The sequence below is a fragment of the Bradyrhizobium sp. genome, from assembly GCF_036009065.1.
GTDB lineage: Bacteria > Pseudomonadota > Alphaproteobacteria > Rhizobiales > Xanthobacteraceae > Bradyrhizobium.
In genome coordinates this window covers 14,048-30,288 of sequence record NZ_DASYMN010000452.1, presented here as the reverse complement: position 1 = coordinate 30,288, position 16,241 = coordinate 14,048, and the positions used below count along the sequence as shown (strand labels likewise).

Annotated in this window: 13 protein-coding genes; 9 read left to right on the top strand and 4 right to left on the bottom strand. The window is 62.8% G+C overall.

Features of this window, described 5'->3' with window-relative positions:
* Positions 1-432: 432 nt before the first annotated feature.
* Entirely contained in the window at positions 433-1,278 is an 846-nt protein-coding gene (locus tag VGP39_RS27080; RefSeq protein ID WP_327571164.1) for an alpha/beta hydrolase, read from the bottom strand.
* A gap of 111 nt (positions 1,279-1,389) precedes the next feature.
* On the opposite strand from VGP39_RS27080, the gene VGP39_RS27075 reads away from it, so the two are divergent.
* From VGP39_RS27075 to VGP39_RS27050, 6 genes are all read left to right on the top strand, one after another.
* Positions 1,390-2,811, top strand: coding sequence for an amidase (locus VGP39_RS27075; protein ID WP_327571163.1), 1,422 nt, complete (start codon positions 1,390-1,392; stop codon positions 2,809-2,811).
* Between the two features lie 203 nt (positions 2,812-3,014).
* Positions 3,015-3,224, top strand: a complete 210-nt coding sequence (locus VGP39_RS27070) for a ferredoxin (protein ID WP_327571162.1) — start codon at positions 3,015-3,017, stop codon at positions 3,222-3,224.
* A gap of 4 nt (positions 3,225-3,228) precedes the next feature.
* Complete coding sequence (locus VGP39_RS27065) at positions 3,229-4,482, top strand: cytochrome P450 (protein ID WP_327571161.1); 1,254 nt, start codon at positions 3,229-3,231, stop codon at positions 4,480-4,482.
* A gap of 38 nt (positions 4,483-4,520) precedes the next feature.
* Complete coding sequence (locus VGP39_RS27060) at positions 4,521-5,846, top strand: MFS transporter (protein WP_327571160.1); 1,326 nt, start codon at positions 4,521-4,523, stop codon at positions 5,844-5,846.
* Positions 5,847-5,918: 72 nt separating this feature from the next.
* Positions 5,919-7,142 (top strand): bifunctional alpha/beta hydrolase/OsmC family protein, encoded by a 1,224-nt coding sequence (locus VGP39_RS27055; RefSeq protein ID WP_327571159.1) that lies wholly within the window; start codon positions 5,919-5,921, stop codon positions 7,140-7,142.
* A gap of 44 nt (positions 7,143-7,186) precedes the next feature.
* Positions 7,187-8,140, top strand: coding sequence for a fatty acid desaturase family protein (locus VGP39_RS27050; RefSeq protein ID WP_327571158.1), 954 nt, complete (start codon positions 7,187-7,189; stop codon positions 8,138-8,140).
* On the opposite strand, the gene VGP39_RS27045 is transcribed toward VGP39_RS27050, so the two are convergent.
* Both VGP39_RS27045 and paaZ read right to left on the bottom strand, forming a co-directional pair.
* The gene (locus VGP39_RS27045; protein ID WP_327571157.1) at positions 8,123-9,208 is read right to left on the bottom strand and encodes a YeeE/YedE family protein; all 1,086 of its coding nucleotides are present in this window, start codon (positions 9,206-9,208) and stop codon (positions 8,123-8,125) included. The genes VGP39_RS27050 and VGP39_RS27045 overlap by 18 nt on opposite strands.
* Positions 9,209-9,429: 221 nt before the next feature.
* Positions 9,430-11,466 carry a phenylacetic acid degradation bifunctional protein PaaZ gene (paaZ, locus tag VGP39_RS27040; RefSeq protein ID WP_327571156.1) on the bottom strand — a complete coding sequence of 679 codons (2,037 nt, stop codon included), beginning with the start codon at positions 11,464-11,466 and terminating at the stop codon, positions 9,430-9,432.
* Between the two features lie 161 nt (positions 11,467-11,627).
* On the opposite strand from paaZ, the gene paaI reads away from it, so the two are divergent.
* The 3 genes from paaI to iaaH are packed head-to-tail and all read left to right on the top strand — an operon-like array spanning position 11,628 to position 14,986.
* Entirely contained in the window at positions 11,628-12,077 is a 450-nt protein-coding gene (gene paaI / locus VGP39_RS27035) for a hydroxyphenylacetyl-CoA thioesterase PaaI (RefSeq protein ID WP_327571167.1), read from the top strand.
* 25 nt (positions 12,078-12,102) lie between these two features.
* Complete coding sequence (gene paaK / locus VGP39_RS27030; RefSeq protein ID WP_327571166.1) at positions 12,103-13,434, top strand: phenylacetate--CoA ligase PaaK; 1,332 nt, start codon at positions 12,103-12,105, stop codon at positions 13,432-13,434.
* Positions 13,435-13,462: 28 nt separating this feature from the next.
* Positions 13,463-14,986, top strand: coding sequence for an indoleacetamide hydrolase (gene iaaH / locus VGP39_RS27025; RefSeq protein WP_327571155.1), 1,524 nt, complete (start codon positions 13,463-13,465; stop codon positions 14,984-14,986).
* A 173-nt stretch (positions 14,987-15,159) separates the two neighbouring features.
* Here iaaH and paaE read toward each other — a convergent pair whose 3' ends face one another.
* A complete protein-coding gene (gene paaE / locus VGP39_RS27020; protein WP_327571154.1) occupies positions 15,160-16,239 on the bottom strand; it encodes a 1,2-phenylacetyl-CoA epoxidase subunit PaaE in 1,080 nt (359 codons plus the stop codon).
* Positions 16,240-16,241 lie beyond the last annotated feature (2 nt).

Genomic DNA, 16,241 nt, shown 5'->3' with positions numbered 1-16,241 from the left:
CGACGGAGCGTCCGAAAGGCGCTTTTGTTACTACCAAGGCGCGTCGTTCGGCGCTCCGTCTCCCCTCAAAGTCGAGGGGAGAGAACTAAAAGCCCAACTCGCGCGGCGGCGCGGGAACGCAAGCGCTTGGCTGTTTGAATCGTCGAATCGAAATTTGAAGCGAGGCACCTCTTAACCTCGCCCCGCTCTTTCGCCGGGAGAGGTCGGCGCGAAGCGCCGGGTGAGGGGCCGGGCACTGAGCTCACCAAACCAAAAACCTATCGGGTCGATGAGGCCTTCAGCGCAATTAGCCGACCCGAGAACCCTCCATCGTGTTCGAATCACTGCCTCGCCCCTCACCCGAAGCCTGCGCTTCGCTACGGCTTCGACCTCTCCCCGCAAGAGCGGGGCGAGGTTAAGAAAGGCGCGCTGCGCTCCGTCCGGGGCACAAGGCTACACGCGCTCAAACAGCTGCCGGACCAGCGTCGTGATCCGCCCGGTCGGCGACATCAATTCCTCCATGATGGAAAAATGGTTCGCGCCCGGAATCTCCTCATATGTCACCGGCAACCCATGTTTCGCGCGGTGGCCCGCAAAATCCGCGGTCTGCTTGCGCAGCAGCGGCAGTTCGGCGCTGCCGACAACCAGCGACAGCGGCTTGGGCACGTTGCCGGCCTGCATCATCGGCGAGTTGCGCCGCGACATCGCCTCGTCCAGTCCAAGCTTGACGTTGAGATAGCTGTGGCGGATCGGCTCGAGGTCGTAGATGCCGCTGATGGCCATTCCCGCCTTCACGCCCGGATGCGACAGCGCCATTGAGGTGAGATGTCCGCCTGCGGACCAGCCCGACACCACGATCCGATTTGCATCGCCGCCGAGTTCCGGCAATCGCGCGGTCAGGAAGTCGAGGCCCCGGTGAATTTCCGCAACAATTTCGTCAAGGGTCGCGTCGGGCGCGAGCGTATAGCCGATCAGCGCGACATTGACGCCATGCGCCATCAGTCCGTCGGCGAAAACGGTGAATGTCTCCTTCGCCCGCGTCTGCCAGTAACCGCCGTGGATGAATAGCAGGGTCGGCCCGCCATCGCCGGCTTTGAGGAAATCGATCCGATTCCGCTCGCGCGGCCCATAACGGAGATCGAGATGGCTGGAATGCCCGGCGCGCATCTGCGCGGAGCGCTTGTCCCAACCAGCGACGACCTCGGCACTTGCGGGCACCGCGACGCCATTGTTGAGGCCGAGGTCGCGCTCTTGCTGGCTCATCGTTCGCCAATCCAGTTCATAGAACGGCATCGTCATTTCCAACTCTCCAGTTCGAGCCACAAACTTCAGCAGTTTCCACTTTGTCGGAAAATGTTTTACAGCACACCACAATCCGCTACCCAAGCGGAAACAACGGGAGAGAAGCAATTGGCTGATCAGGGGCTGGTCCAGGCAACGGCGTGCGCCATCGTCGATAAACTCAATTCAGGCGGGGTTACGCCGCTCGATCTGCTCGACGTGCTGGAGGCGCGAATTGCCGAGGTCGACGGCAAGGTCAACGCGCTGCCGACGCTGTGTTTCGATCGCGCCCGGGCCCATGCCAGGGAACTGATGAAAAAGCCCGCCGGCGCGCGCGGCCTGCTCGCCGGACTACCGATACCGATCAAGGACCTGACCGCGGTGGCCGGTGTCCTGACCACGCAGGGCTCGCCAATCTACAAGGACGCGATCCCGGCGCGTTCCGACCTTCTGGTCGAGCATCTCGAAGAAAACGGCGCAGTGATCTACGCCAAGTCGAACACGCCCGAGTTCGGCGCCGGCGCCAACACTTTCAACGAGGTGTTCGGCGCCACGCGCAATCCATGGGACCTGTCGCGCTCCGCCGCCGGCTCTTCAGGCGGCGCTGCTGCGGCGCTTGCCACCGGCACGGCGTGGCTCGCGCACGGCTCCGACATGGGCGGCTCGCTGCGCAATCCCGCCAGCTTCTGCGGCGTGGTCGGGATGCGGCCGAGCATCGGCCGCGTCGCGCATACGCCCGTCGCCAAGATCGACCGCAACCTCGGCGTCCAGGGCCCGATGGCGCGCAATGTCGAGGATCTGGCGCTGCTGCTCGATGCCATGAGCGGCGAGCATCCCGCCGATCCGCTGTCGCTGCCATTGCTGCCGGTCTCGTTTCTGTCCGCCGCGCGTTCCGGCAAGGGACCGAAGCGCGTCGCCTATTCACCCGATCTCGGCATCACGCCGGTCGATCCGGAAGTCGCCGCCATCACCCGGAAGGCCGCGATGCGTTTCGCCGAGGCCGGCGCCATCGTCGAGGAGGCGCATCCGGACCTGCGCGGGGCACACGAATGTTTCCACGTGCTGCGCGCATTCGATTTTGCCATCAGCAAGGCGGCGCTGCTGCGCGACAAGCGCGACCTGCTCAAGCCCGAGGTGATCTGGAATATCGAGGAAGGCCTCAAGCTGACGGTCGACGACCTCGTGCGCGCCGAAGCGCAACGCGTCGCCATGACCGCGCGCACCGTTGAATTCTTCAAGAGTTACGACCTGCTGCTGGCGCCCGCGACCATCGTGGCGCCGTTTCCGGTCGAGAACCGTTATGTGGCGGAATGCGGCGGCAAGACATTCGACAATTATGTCGAATGGCTTGGCATCGTCTATGCAATCACGCTGGTGTGTTGCCCGGCGCTGTCGTTGCCCTGCGGATTCACCGCGACGGGCCTGCCGGTCGGCTTGCAGATGGTTGCGGCTCCCCGCGGCGAGACGCAATTGCTCGCGGGAGCGAAGGTGCTTGAAGATATTCTTGGCCTGCGCGGGACGACGCCGATCGATCCGCGGCCGGCGAAGTAGTTTTGCCTCATCCTGAGGAGCCGCGCGCTTGCGCTGCGTCTCGAAGGATGGAAGCTGGACGCTTGTGGCCATCCTTCGAGACGCGGCCAAGAGGCCGCTCCTCAGGATGAGGGAATTCAGGCTGGCGCATCATGCCTGCGCCGTTATAATCGCTACCAAAGATACAACGCGCGACCATACGCGTGACGACAGGGGAACGCTGAATGTCCGGAACACTCAAGATAAAGGTCGATCAGGATAAATGTCAGGGCCATGCCCGCTGCAAGTCGCTGGCGCCCGAGCTTTTCGAACTCGACGAATACGGCAACGCACACGAAGTCGACGACGGCACCGTGCCCAAGGGCCTCGAGGACAAGGCGTGGCTTGCGCAGACCAACTGTCCGGAAATCGCGATCGACATTATCGAGGATTGAGACCATGAGCGAAACGTTGCTGGACGATACCGCGGCCACGCCGGCCGCAGGAACCGCGCGGCGCGCCGCGCCGCCGGTGACCGATTGGGTTCACGATTTCGACCACACCGACCCGCGCTGGACCGAAAACCCGTTTCCGATCTGGGACGAACTGCGCGCGAAATGTCCGGTGGTTCACACCGATCGTTTTCTCGGCGTGTACCTTCCGACCACTTACGAGGCGGTGAAGCAGATTTCCTACGACACCGAACATTTTTCTTCCCGCCGCGTCGTCGTGCGCAATGTCCGGCCCGATGTTATCCAGCCAGCGCCGCCGATCAACTCGGATCCGCCGGCGCACAAGCCCGCCAAGCAGCTGTTGCTGCCGCCGTTCACGCCGGACGCGATGAAAAAACTCGAACCCAGGGTGCGTGCGATCTGCAACGAACTGATCGACGAATTCGTTGCGGACGGCAAATGCGACGCCGCGGCCCGCTACACCAAGCACATCCCGGTGCGCGCCATCGCCCACATGCTCGGCATTCCGGAGAAGGACGGCGATCTCTTCATCAGATGGATCCACGAGATTCTGGAGCTTGGCATCAACAGCGACGAAACCCTGATGCGGGCGGTGCAGGAAGTGTCCGAGTATTTCGCCGGGCATATCGAAGCGCGCAAGAAGCATCCAACCGACGACCTGATCTCGACGCTGATGAACGCCAGGGACAAGGATGGCCAGCCGCTGTCCGACCTTCATGTATTGGGCTCGCTGCGGCTGCTGCTGATTGCGGGCATCGACACCACCTGGAGCGCGATCGGGTCTTCGCTCTGGCATCTGGCAAAGACGCCTGCCGATCGCGAGCGCCTCATTGCGGAGCCCAAGCTGCTGCCCACCGCGATCGAGGAATTCCTGCGCGCCTATTCGCCGGTGACCATGGCGCGTGAAGTGGTGAAGGAGACCACCGTCAGCGGTTGCCCGGTCAAACCCGGCAACATGGTGCTGCTGTCGTTCCCCGCCGCCAACCGCGATCCAGCCGTGTTTCCCGACGCCGATAAGGTCATCATCGATCGCAAGGAGAACCGCCACGCCGCCTTCGGCCTCGGCATTCACCGCTGCGTCGGCTCCAATCTCGCGCGCATGGAAATGACCGTCGCGATCGAAGAATGGCTGAAGCGCATTCCGGATTTCAGGCTTGATCCGGCCGGCGAGGTTACCTGGTCGGAAGGCACCGTGCGCGGGCCGCGCCAGCTTCCGATGCTGTTCGCAAAGGCCAACTGAACCGCACCTGGCGTCGCCGACAGATCCGGGAGGATTGCATGACCGACCAAATCCTGCAGCCGGCAGCCGGCGACCATCTCGACATCCAGGACGCTAAACGGCGGATCAAGGCGATCTTCATCGGCTCGGTCGGCAATCTCGTCGAGTGGTATGATTTCTACGCCTACACCGCGTTCGCGCTGTATTTCGCGCCGGCGTTCTTTCCGCACGGCGATCCGGTGGTGCAGCAGCTCAACGTAGCGGTGCTGTTTGCAGCAACCTTCCTGATGCGGCCGCTCGGCGGCTGGCTATTCGGATTTATCGCCGACAAATACGGCCGGCGGCTGTCGCTGACATTGTCAGTCGTGTGCATGTGTTTCGGGTCGCTGATTATCGCGGTGACGCCTACCTACGAATCGATCGGCATCGCCGCGCCCGCCATTCTGGCGCTGGCCCGCATCATCGAAGGTCTCAGCCTCGGCGGCGAATACGGCGCCAGCGCCACCTACCTCAGCGAAGTCGCCGACCCCAAGCATCGGGGTTTTTATTCCAGTTTCCAATACGTCACCCTGATCGGCGGCCAGCTCACCGCCATCATCGTCCTTCTGCTGCTGCAAAAGGTATTTTTGACGCCTGAAGAACTGAAGGACTGGGGCTGGCGGATTCCGTTCGTGATCGGCGCCCTGCTCGCCGTTGTCGCGGCGGTGATGCGGCGCAACCTGCATGAGACCGATGCGTTCGTCGAAGCCAAGAAACTCGCCAAGCCGAGCGGCTCGATCCGCGGACTCCTGAAATATCCGCGCGAATTGCTGCTCGTGGTCGGGCTGACCGCCGGCGGCACCGCGGCCTTCTATACCTTCACCACCTACATGCAGACCTTCGTCAAGCTGTCGGTCGGCCTCACCGAAGACCAGACTACCCTGGTGATTTTCGGTTCGCTGATTTTTGCCACCATCCTGCAGCCGATCTACGGAGCGATCTCCGACCGCATCGGCCGCAAGCCGCTGCTGATCTTCTTCGGTATCGCCGGCACGCTGTGCACCGTGCCGATCCTGACCACGCTCAAGGAAACCAAGTCACCATTCACAGCCTTCCTGCTGATCTGCGCCGCCTGGATTTTTGTTGCCGGCTACACCTCGATCAACGCCATCGTGAAGGCCGAGTTGTTTCCCACCACGGTCCGCGCGCTCGGCGTCGGCCTGCCCTATGCGCTGACGGTTTCGATCTTCGGCGGCACCGCGCCTGCGGTGGCGCTATATTTCAAAAGTCTTGGGCACGAGGAGTGGTTCTACTACTACCTCAGCGGCATGATTTTCCTTTCGCTGATCATCTATTCGACGATGCGCGACACCAAGCATGACTCGGCGATGCATCGCCATGAATGACGGTGTTGTCGAGTGCCGGAGTTCTCCTTCACCTCTCCCGTAGGGAGAGGTGGAAAACCACGGAGGCTGAACGTGCCAACCGAACGTTTTCAATTTCCGGGCTCGGAAGGCCAGCAACTGGCGGCCGCGCTGGAATTGCCGGAGGGAAAGACGCTGGCCTATGCGCTGTTCGCGCATTGCTTCACCTGCGGAAAGGATGTGCTGGCCGCCAAGCGCATCGCGGTCGCATTGGCGGCCAAGGGCATCGCTGTCTTGCGGTTCGATTTCACCGGCCTCGGCTCCAGTGAAGGCGATTTCGCCAACTCGACGTTTTCGTCCAATGTCGCCGACCTGGTACGCGCCGCCGATCAGCTGCGCGAGACCCGAAAAGCGCCCGCGATTGTCATCGGCCACAGCCTGGGCGGCGCCGCGGTGCTGGCCGCGGCCGGGAAAATTCCGGAAGCGAAGGCCGTCGTCACCATCGCGGCTCCATCCGACCCCGCGCACGTCACCCACTTGTTCGCCGATCGCATCGATGACATCCGCATGCACGGCAAGGTAGAAGTCTCGTTGGCGGGCCGGCCGTTCAACATCAAGCGCGAATTCCTCGATGACATCGCCGAGCACAATTTGACGTCACATATCGCCGGACTACACAAAGCCCTGTTGATCATGCAGTCGCCGACCGACGACACCGTTGGCATCGACAATGCCACCCGCATCTTCGTCGCCGCGAAGCATCCGAAGAGTTTTGTGTCGCTGCCGGGCGCCGATCATCTGCTGAGCGACAGGCGCGACAGCATGTACGCCGCCGATGTCATCGCGGCCTGGGCGGAACGTTATATTGACGCCGCTGCGCCGCAAGCCGCGGCCGATCCCGGCGAAGGGCCGCGCAAGGTCGTGGTGCGCGAAACCCGCAACAGCAAATTTCAGCAAACGGTTTCCATCGGTCCGCACAGCCTGCTCGCCGACGAACCGGTCGCGGCCGGTGGTGGGGATACTGGACCCGGGCCTTATGACTTTGTGTTGGCGGGTCTCGGCGCCTGCACCTCCATGACCATGCGACTATATGCCGACCGTAAATCGCTGCCGCTGGAACGGGTGACGGTGACGCTGAAACATAGCAAGATTCATGCTCAGGATTGCGCCGAGTGTGAAACCAAAGAGGGCATGCTCGACCAGATCGATCGGGCCATTGCCATGGAGGGCGCGCTTGACGCCGAACAGCGCAAAAAACTGATGGAAATCGCCGACAAATGTCCGGTGCACCGCACCCTCACCTCGGAGATTCGCATCGTAACGCATGCCGCCGATTGAACGGCCGGACCAGCAGGCGTATTATCCGAACAAAGGAGCCGCCCATGCCGGCTGTCGCACGCATCGATCCCAAGAGCGTTTTTTCCGCCGACGAATGGAGCCGGCTGACCTCGCGCAATTCGCTGCGCGGCGTGCTGCTGGTCGCGCATGCATGGGGGACCATCGTTGCGGCCGTCGCACTGGTGACGCTGTGGCCCAACCCGCTGACCTGGCTGATCGCGGTGACGGTCGTCGGTGCGCGCCAGCTCGGGCTGGCAATCCTGATGCACGAGGCCGCGCATGGCGGACTGAGTGCCAACAAGGCGGTTAACGAATGGATCGGGCAATGGCTGTGCGCGGTGCCGATCGGCGCCGACCTCGCCAGTTACAGGTCCTATCATCTGCAGCATCACAAGTTTACACAGCAGCCGGAGGACCCGGATCTGTCGCTGTCGGCCCCGTTTCCCATCACCAAGGACAGCTTTTACCGTAAGGCGATCCGCGACCTCACCGGCCAGACGTTCGTGAAACAGCGGCTGCCGCTGTTCCTGTCGCTGTTCAAGCGCAGCAGCGCAGATGACGAAATCTCGCACGAGAGTTTCGTCTCAAGCGGCGCCGACAAGATGGCGCGGTTTCTTTGCGTGAATGCCGTCCTGTTCGCCCTGTTCTGGCTGGCCGGCGCGGGCATCTGGTATTTTGGCGTGTGGGTGTTCGCGATGGCCACCTGGCTTCCGCTGGTCACCCGCGTGCGCAATATCGCCGAACACGCCTGCACCAGCACTGGACCGGATCCGTTCAGCCAGGCACGCACCACCCATGCCAATGCGATCGAGCGGCTGTTCATCGCGCCTTACTGGGTGAACTACCACGCCGAGCATCATTTCTTCATGTATCTGCCGTGCTATCGGCTGCCGCAAGCGCATCGCCTGTTGAAGGAGAAGGGTTTTATCGGGCGGGTTACCGTCAGCCCCGGCTATCTCGACGTGCTGCGGCTGGCAACGTCAGCTCAAAGGGCCTGAGCGCGCGTCCTGCGCCGGCACCAGCGGCTGAACCCGCAGCATTCCGCGCAGCCCCAATGCCGAGCCAAGCAGGATTCCGGCGACCGCCACGAATGACGCCAGCGCCAGCGTCGACAGGCCCGTCAAGCCCTGCCCGATCGAGCAGCCATAGGCCATCGCGCCGCCCGCGCCCATCAACGCCGCGCCGCCGATCGAGCGCAGCATGTGGCGCGGCGAGCTATAGCCTTCCCAATGGAACCGCTGCGTCGCCAGCGCGGTCACAAGGCTTCCCATCACCACGCCCGCTACCAACGTGATGCCGAAATTCAAGGCTAGCCCGGTCGACAGCATGACGTATTGAATGCTGTCGGCGACCGGCGCGATGAAAGTGAGCGAGGTGACCGGCGTCGGATTGAAATCGTCGGCGCCGAGATAGCCAGTGGCGAACCATCCGGCCGTGACCAGCAAACCGACCGCAAGGCCCGCGGCGATCTGACCTTTTGAGCGCAGGAATGACGCGTGGGCGAAGGCGAAGATGATCAAGGCGCCGCTGATTGCCGACGCCGCCAGCATCCGCGCAATCGGCTCGCTAAGCCCGAATTTCGACAGCAGCGCCGGCAGCGAGATCACGCTCGGCGCGATCTGGGTCCATTGCAGCACGGCAACCCGCGTTGGCGCGATCAGACCTTTCAGCGTCATCTGCGCCGCGATGCCGAGCACCAGCACGACTACCAGCGAACGCAGATTGCCGCGGCCAAGCAGAACCAGAGCGCGCGAGCCGCAGCCGTTCGACAGCACCATGCCGTAGCCGAACAGCACGCCACCCAGCAGCATCAACGGCGCGGAGAATGACGGCTGCAAGTAAATCGATTTGCCGAGATCGACCACGCCGCCCGCCGCGAGCAGTTGCGCGGTAGCGATCGCGACGCCCAGCGCCAGCGCGTAGGTGCGGATCAGCCGGCTGTCGCCGCGGGCCCACCAGCCGCGCAGACTGCTGAGGAGGCAAAAGCCGCTCAGCAGCCCGACTGCGCCATAGGCGAGACCGATCAGCAGACCCGAATAGACGGCAATATTGGCGGGCGTCGGCACTGGCCTTCCTCTTAACGCTTGGAAGATTGTTCTATTTAAATGGAATGTAACTCCCTGAACCGCCACCTAGATAGCGGCGCGCGAGGCTATTCGTCTACGGCGGACGAAATTTAAGAAGGAAGCGGTCGTTCGGCGCCGAGCGGAGGGAATAATTCATCCGCCATGAGTCCGGTTGCGAGATTTTTGTTCTCGCAAAAAAAGCTCGTGTCGGCGGACAGTGCTTACGCGGCCCGTGCGCTCATGGTCAGCAGATCGTAGCGCGCGACCGGTTCGTTGTTCTGGTTGAATACCTCGACGTCCCAGCGCACCTCGCCGTATTCCGGCTTCCGCGCTGGGGATTTTTGTTTCACCGTCAGCCGCACGCGGATGACGTCGTCGGGCGATACCGGCTTGAGAAAGCGCAGATTATCGAGGCCGTAATTCGCGAGCAGCGGCCCCGGCGCCGGATCGACGAACAAGCCGGCGGCAAACGCCAGGATCAGGTAGCCATGGGCGACACGGCCCGGAAAAAACGGATTGGCCTTCGCTGCCACCTCGTCCATATGCGCGTAAAAATTATCGCCGGTGAATTCCGCAAAATGCTCGATGTCGGCGAGCGTGATCGGCCGGCTCGCGGTCTCGATGGTGTCGCCGACTTTAAGATGATCATAGTCGCGCTTGAACGGATGCACCTCCGCGATCGGCGCCGGCGCGCCTTTCATCCAGGCTCCCGTCAGTGCCGACAGCCGGGCCGGCGATCCTTGTATCGCCGTGCGCTGCATGTAATGAAACACGGCGCGCAGCCCGCCGAGTTCCTCACCGCCGCCGGCGCGGCCGGGACCGCCATGCACGAGATTGGGCAACGGCGAACCATGCCCGGTGGATTCCCCCGCGCAGTTGCGGTCCACGATCAATAGACGGCCGTGATATGGCGCGATGCCGAGGATGACAGCCTCGGCGACCGCAGCATCATAGGTGAACAGCGATGCGACCAGGCTGCCTTCGCCGCGCCGGACCAGTTCGCTCGCCTGATCGAGATTGTCATAGGCCAACACCGTCGCGACCGGGCCGAACGCTTCGGTGTCGTGAATGCGCTTTGCGTTCATGGGATCGGTTGCGCGCAACAACACTGGTGAGATGAAGGCCCCTTTCTCAATATCGATGCCCTCGCTTGCGCACGTATCCGGATCGCCGAACACGATTTCCGCCTCGCTCCGCAGTTTTGCGATCTGCGCGCGCACCGCGCCGCGCTGGGCGAGGCTGACCAGCGGTCCCATCGCCTTGTCCTCGCTGCGGGGATCGCCGAGTCTTGTCCGCGCCAAAGCTGCCTTCAACGCCGCGATCGCAGCCGCTTCCTGCGCACGTGGGACCATAATGCGCCGGATCGCCGTGCATTTCTGTCCGGCCTTCGCGGTCATCTCGCGCACGACTTCGCGGACGAACAAGTCGAACTCCGGCTGCTCAGGCGTGATATCGGATCCGAGAACGGCGGCGTTCAGCGAATCGCGCTCCGCCACGAAGCCGATCGAATGCCTGGAAATGCTCGGATGGCTGCGCAGCTTTTCCGAGGTTTCGATCGATCCCGTGAACGAGATCACATCCTGGCCGCCCAGGTGATCCAGCAGATCGCCGGTCGCGCCGCAGATCAGTTGCAGGCTGCCGGCGGGCAGGACGCCGGATTCGTGCATCAGCCGCACCAGCGCTTCGGTCACGTAAGCGGTTGCGGTCGCCGGCTTGGCAATGACAGGCACGCCCGCGAGAAATGCCGGCGCAAATTTCTCCAGCAGACCCCAACAGGGAAAATTGAAGGCGTTGATATGAACGGCAACGCCGTGCAGCGGCGACAGGACGTGCTGGGCGACAAAACTGCCGCCTTTCGAGAGGCTCTCGACGTCGCCTTCGACCACGAATTTCGCATCGGGAAGATCACGGCGGCCGCGCGAGGCGTAGGCCGACAGGGTGCCGAGACCGCCGTCGATATCGCTGGCGTTGTCGCGCCTGTTGGCGCCGGTATCGCCCGCCAGTTGGTAAAGCGGTTCCTTGCGCTCGCCAAGATAGGCTGCGAGCGCGCGCAGCCTGTCGGCGCGCTGGTGAAACGAGAGCTTGCGCAGCGCCGGTCCGCCGACCTCGCGCGCATGCCGGACCATGGCCGCGAAATCCAGCCCCGCGCTCGACGCGCGCGCAACGACATGGCCATCTACCGCGCTGGGTATGTCGACGAGGCCGCCTGATGGTTCGACCCAGCGACCGAGCGCAAGGCTCTGCAAGGTTGTTGTCATCGATCCTCCCCGATTCAGGTTGCGGCATCTAAGCGGGATTTGACGGGCGTGCGCGCCGTTGACACCATGGTGGCTTCGTCTAATAATTAACTGACCGATCGTTCAATTCAAGAGACTTCTGCAAGAGCCGCGAACGGCTGGAGGTAACCTTGGACCCTGTCCTGAGCGTCAAAGCCCCGTTATCGCCCGACGACCTCGCGCGCGCTTGCGCCGAGGCGATGTGGAAGGACGACGACGCCAGCCAGGGCCTCGGCATGGAAATTCTCGACGTCAAAGCCGGCCAGGCGACGCTGGCGATGACCGTCAAGCCGCATATGGTCAACGGCCACGGCATCGCGCATGGCGGCTTCATATTTCTGCTGGCGGATTCGACCTTTGCCTTTGCCTGCAACTCCCGCAACGAACGCGCCGTTGCCGCGCAGTGCAATATTTCCTTTATCAAGCCGGGCAAGCTCGGCGACAGGCTCGTTGCGACGGCAAGGGAGATCTCTTGGACCGGCCGTTCCGGGATTTACGACGTGCGCGTTACGGTCGATGGTGTCGCGATCGCCGAATTGCGCGGCCACTCCCGCACCGTCGGCGGCGCATGGATACCGGTTGCCAAAAAATAAAACGCTGATCCAGGACAAGAGCTCGATGGCTTCGACGAACACCAAATCCACAACCAACGGATACAGCGCGGTCCTGGACGACGCCGAGCGTGCGTCGCGCGACGAAATCATCGCACTGCAGACAAAGCGCATGGCGTGGGCGCTGGCGCACGCCTACGGCAACGTCGCCCATTACAAAAAGGCCTTCGACGCGAAAGGCGTGCATCCCTCCGACTTCCGGCGCCTGTCCGACCTCGCCAAATTTCCATTCACGCTGAAGACCGACCTTCGTGACAATTACCCGTTCAACATGTTCGCGGTGCCGCGCGAAAGGCTGGTCCGCGTCCACGCCTCCTCCGGCACCACCGGCAAGCCGATCGTGGTCGGCTATACGCAAGGAGACATCGATACCTGGTCGGACGTGATGGCGCGCTCGATCCGCGCGGCCGGCGGACGCAGCGGCATGATCATGCACAACGCCTATGGCTACGGGCTGTTCACTGGCGGGCTCGGCGCGCATTACGGCGCGGAACGGCTCGGCTGCACCGTGGTGCCGGTGTCCGGCGGCATGACTGAGCGGCAGGTGCAACTGATCAACGACTTCAAGCCCGATATCATCACGGTGACGCCGAGCTACATGCTGGCGATCCTGGACGAATTCAAGAAGCAGCGCCTGGAACCGCGCAAATCGTCATTGAAATTCGGCATCTTCGGCGCTGAGCCCTGGACCAACGCCATGCGTGTCGAAATCGAGCAGGCCTTCGACATGGACGCCACAGACATCTACGGTCTGTCCGAGGTGATCGGCCCCGGCGTCGCGCAGGAATGCGTGGAAACCAAGGATGGCCTGCACATCTGGGAAGACCATTTCTATCCCGAGATAGTCGATCCCGAGACCGGCGCGGTGCTACCCGACGGCGAGAAGGGCGAGCTTGTCTTCACCTCGCTGACAAAGCAGGCGTTTCCGATCATCCGCTATCGTACCCGCGACCTGACGCGGCTGCTGCCGGGCACCGCGCGGCCGGGCATGCGGCGGATGGAGAAGGTCACCGGCCGCTCCGACGACATGATCATCCTGCGCGGCGTCAACGTGTTTCCGACCCAGATCGAGGAGGCGCTGCTCGCTACCGATTGGTGCGGCGGCCATTTCATCATCGAACTGACCCGCGAGGGCCGCATGGATGAGATGATCGTGCTCGCCGAAGCGCGGCCGGAAAGCTGGGACGGCAGTGGTCTTATCGTTCAGGCCGAGAAGGTTTCGACCTTTATCAAGAACACCGTCGGCATCAGCACGCAGATCAAGATCGTCGCACCCGAAACGCTGGAGCGCTCGCTCGGCAAGGCCAAGCGTGTGTTCGACAAGCGGCCGAAGGGATAGACATCTGACGGAATCACAGGAGAAGAGAATGACTGACGATTTTTCACGCCGTGACATCCTGACATCCTCGGTTGCCGTTGCCGCAAGCGCGACCTTTCCTTCCCTCGGGGTCGTGAGATCCGCGATGGCCCAGCCGATTCCGTCATCCGCCGCCGAAATCGTCGCTGCCATCCGCGCCAAGAAGATAACCGCAACCGCCGTCACAAAAGCCGCGATCGAACGCGCCGAGCAGCTGAAGGACCTTAATGCCTTCATTTTCCTGAACAAGGACGGAGCGTTGGCAACGGCGGCCGAGATCGACGAGGGAAGAACCGGCCCGCTCGCCGGTCTGCCGATCGTCATCAAGGACAATATCAATACCGCTGATATGCCGACCTCCGGCGGAACGCCGGCGCTGCATAACGCGCAGCCAAGGAGCAATTCGCCCTCGTTTGACAGGCTTTTCAAGGCCGGCGCCATCATCATCGGCAAGACCAACCTGCACGAACTGGCGTTTGGAATCACCAGCAGCAACCTGTCGCCGTTCGCGGGGCCGGTCAAAAATCCCTACGACAAGACCCGGATTCCTGGCGGCTCCTCGGGCGGAACGGCGGCCACGATCGCCGCCGGTATCGTCACCTGCGGGCTTGGAACAGACACCGGCGGTTCAACCCGCATTCCCGCGGCGCTGACCGGCACCGTTGGCTTGCGGCCTTCGGTCGGCAATGGCGGCGCACAACGGCGCTATAATGACGCCAACATGGTGGTTCCGATCAGCCATACCCGCGACACCGTCGGTCCGATGGGCCGCACGGTGGCCGACGTGGCGCTGCTGGACTCGGTGATCACCGGCACGCCGATGGCCACGGCGGAGGCGTTGCGGGGCAAACGTTTCGGGGTTCCGGCAGCTTTCTGGGGAGGACTCGACCGCGACGTCGAGAATGTGGTGAAGGCCGCGCGCCAGAAACTGGAAGGCGCGGGCGCGGTTTTTGTCGAAATCGACATCGTCGGGCTGTTCGAGCAGAACGCAAAGGTCTCCTTCCCAGTCGCGTTGCATGAGCCGATTGCCGATATTCCCGCCTATCTCAAGGCGTCGGAAATCGAAGGCATCACCCTTGCCGACATCGCCGCGAAGATCGCCAGTCCCGACGTCAAAGGCGCGTTCGGCGCCATCACCGCAGATGCGTTCGGCGCCGCCTACCAGGATGCGATCACGGTGCAACGACCGGCGCTTCAAAAGATGTACGAAGACTGTTTCCGCGACAACAATCTCGACGGCTTGCTGTTTCCGACCACGATCGCCCCGGCGCCGCTGATTGACGCTGTAAAAGGATCCGGCGAAATGTCGATCAATGGCGGCCCGCCGGTGCCGACCTTCGACACCATGATCCGCAACACCGATCCCGGCAGCAACGCCGGCATTCCCGGTCTGTCGCTGTTCGCCGGCATGACCCCGGGCGGCTTGCCGGTGGGGTTGGAGATCGATGGCCCGGTCGGCAGCGACGTAAAACTGCTCGGATTGGGGCTTTCGATCGAAGCGGTACTGGGGACCGCACCGCCGCCGAAGATTTAGCACCGGTCATTCCGGGGCATTCGCTTTGCGCAAAATTGACTACGTCAATTTTGTCGCTAAGCGAGCGAGCCCGGAATCCATAACCACGATTGGGGGTTATGGATTCCGGGCCCGCCCATTCAACCCGGCTGTTGCCGACTTGAATGGGCGTCCCGAATGACGAAAGTAAACTCTCAAATATGATCGTAATCCACCACGACCTTGTCCGACACGGGCCGCGCCTGACAGGTCAAAATGAACCCCGCCGTGAGCTCCCACGGCTCCAGCGAATAGTTCACTTCCATGCGCGCATCGCCTTCCACCAGCTTGGCGCGGCAGGTCGAGCACATGCCGCCCTTGCAGGCGAACGGCAGATCCATGCCCGCGCGCAACGCGGCGTCGAGAATGGATTCCTCCTCGGCCACCGGCACGTCGCGGCGCTTGCCATCGATGATCAACGACGCCATCGCCTTCGGCGGCGCGGTTGCCTGGACAATCGCTTTAGGCCGCGGCCTGCCGCCGAACTCGGAAACAAAACGTTCGACGTGAATCCGGTCTTCGGCAATGCCGATGTCGCGGCAGGTCGTCTCGATGTCCTCGCTCATGCCGGCCGGACCGCAAATGAAAACGTGATCGACTGATGATGCCGGCACCAGCCAGCGCAGCAGCACCCTCACCTTCTCGCCATCGAGACGGCCGTGCAGGATCGGAATGTCCTGCTCTTCGCCCGAGATGACGTGGAATAGCGACAGCCGCTGCATGAAGCGGTCCTTCAGCTCTTCCAGCGCCTCGCGAAACAGCATGCTGCCGGTGGAGCGGTTGCCGTAAAACAGAAAGAAGCGGGTATCGGGCTCGCGCGCCAGCACGCCCTTGACGATCGACAAGATCGGCGTGATGCCGGAGCCGGCGGCAAAGCCGACATACATCCGCGCCTCACCCGGCGCGTGCGCGATCCCGAAGCGACCGGTCGGGGTCATCACGTCGAGTTGGTCGCCGGCTTTCAACTCATCGGCGGCCCAGCTCGAGAACGCGCCGCCATCGACTTTCTTCACGGCGATGCGCAATTCGCCATCGTCGGGACCGGAGCAGATCGAATAGGAGCGGCGGACTTCCTCGCCGTCCATCGTCGTGCGCAAGGTGAGGTATTGCCCCGGCACAAAACTGTAGTCGGCTGTCAGCTCCTCGGGAATCGCAAAGGTCAGCGATACCGCGTCTGATGACTCGCGGCGCAGATCGCTTACGGCCAGCCGGTGGAAGCGCGGAATCGAAGACATCT

Coding starts and splice junctions, on each gene's coding strand:
- VGP39_RS27050 (WP_327571158.1), top strand. CDS start 7,187: ATGCCGGCTGTCGCACGCATCGATCCCAAGAGCGTTTTTTCCGCCGAC.
- VGP39_RS27080 (WP_327571164.1), bottom strand. CDS start 1,278: ATGACGATGCCGTTCTATGAACTGGATTGGCGAACGATGAGCCAGCAA.
- paaZ (WP_327571156.1), bottom strand. CDS start 11,466: ATGACAACAACCTTGCAGAGCCTTGCGCTCGGTCGCTGGGTCGAACCA.
- VGP39_RS27070 (WP_327571162.1), top strand. CDS start 3,015: ATGTCCGGAACACTCAAGATAAAGGTCGATCAGGATAAATGTCAGGGC.
- paaK (WP_327571166.1), top strand. CDS start 12,103: ATGGCTTCGACGAACACCAAATCCACAACCAACGGATACAGCGCGGTC.
- VGP39_RS27060 (WP_327571160.1), top strand. CDS start 4,521: ATGACCGACCAAATCCTGCAGCCGGCAGCCGGCGACCATCTCGACATC.
- iaaH (WP_327571155.1), top strand. CDS start 13,463: ATGACTGACGATTTTTCACGCCGTGACATCCTGACATCCTCGGTTGCC.
- paaE (WP_327571154.1), bottom strand. CDS start 16,239: ATGTCTTCGATTCCGCGCTTCCACCGGCTGGCCGTAAGCGATCTGCGC.
- VGP39_RS27065 (WP_327571161.1), top strand. CDS start 3,229: ATGAGCGAAACGTTGCTGGACGATACCGCGGCCACGCCGGCCGCAGGA.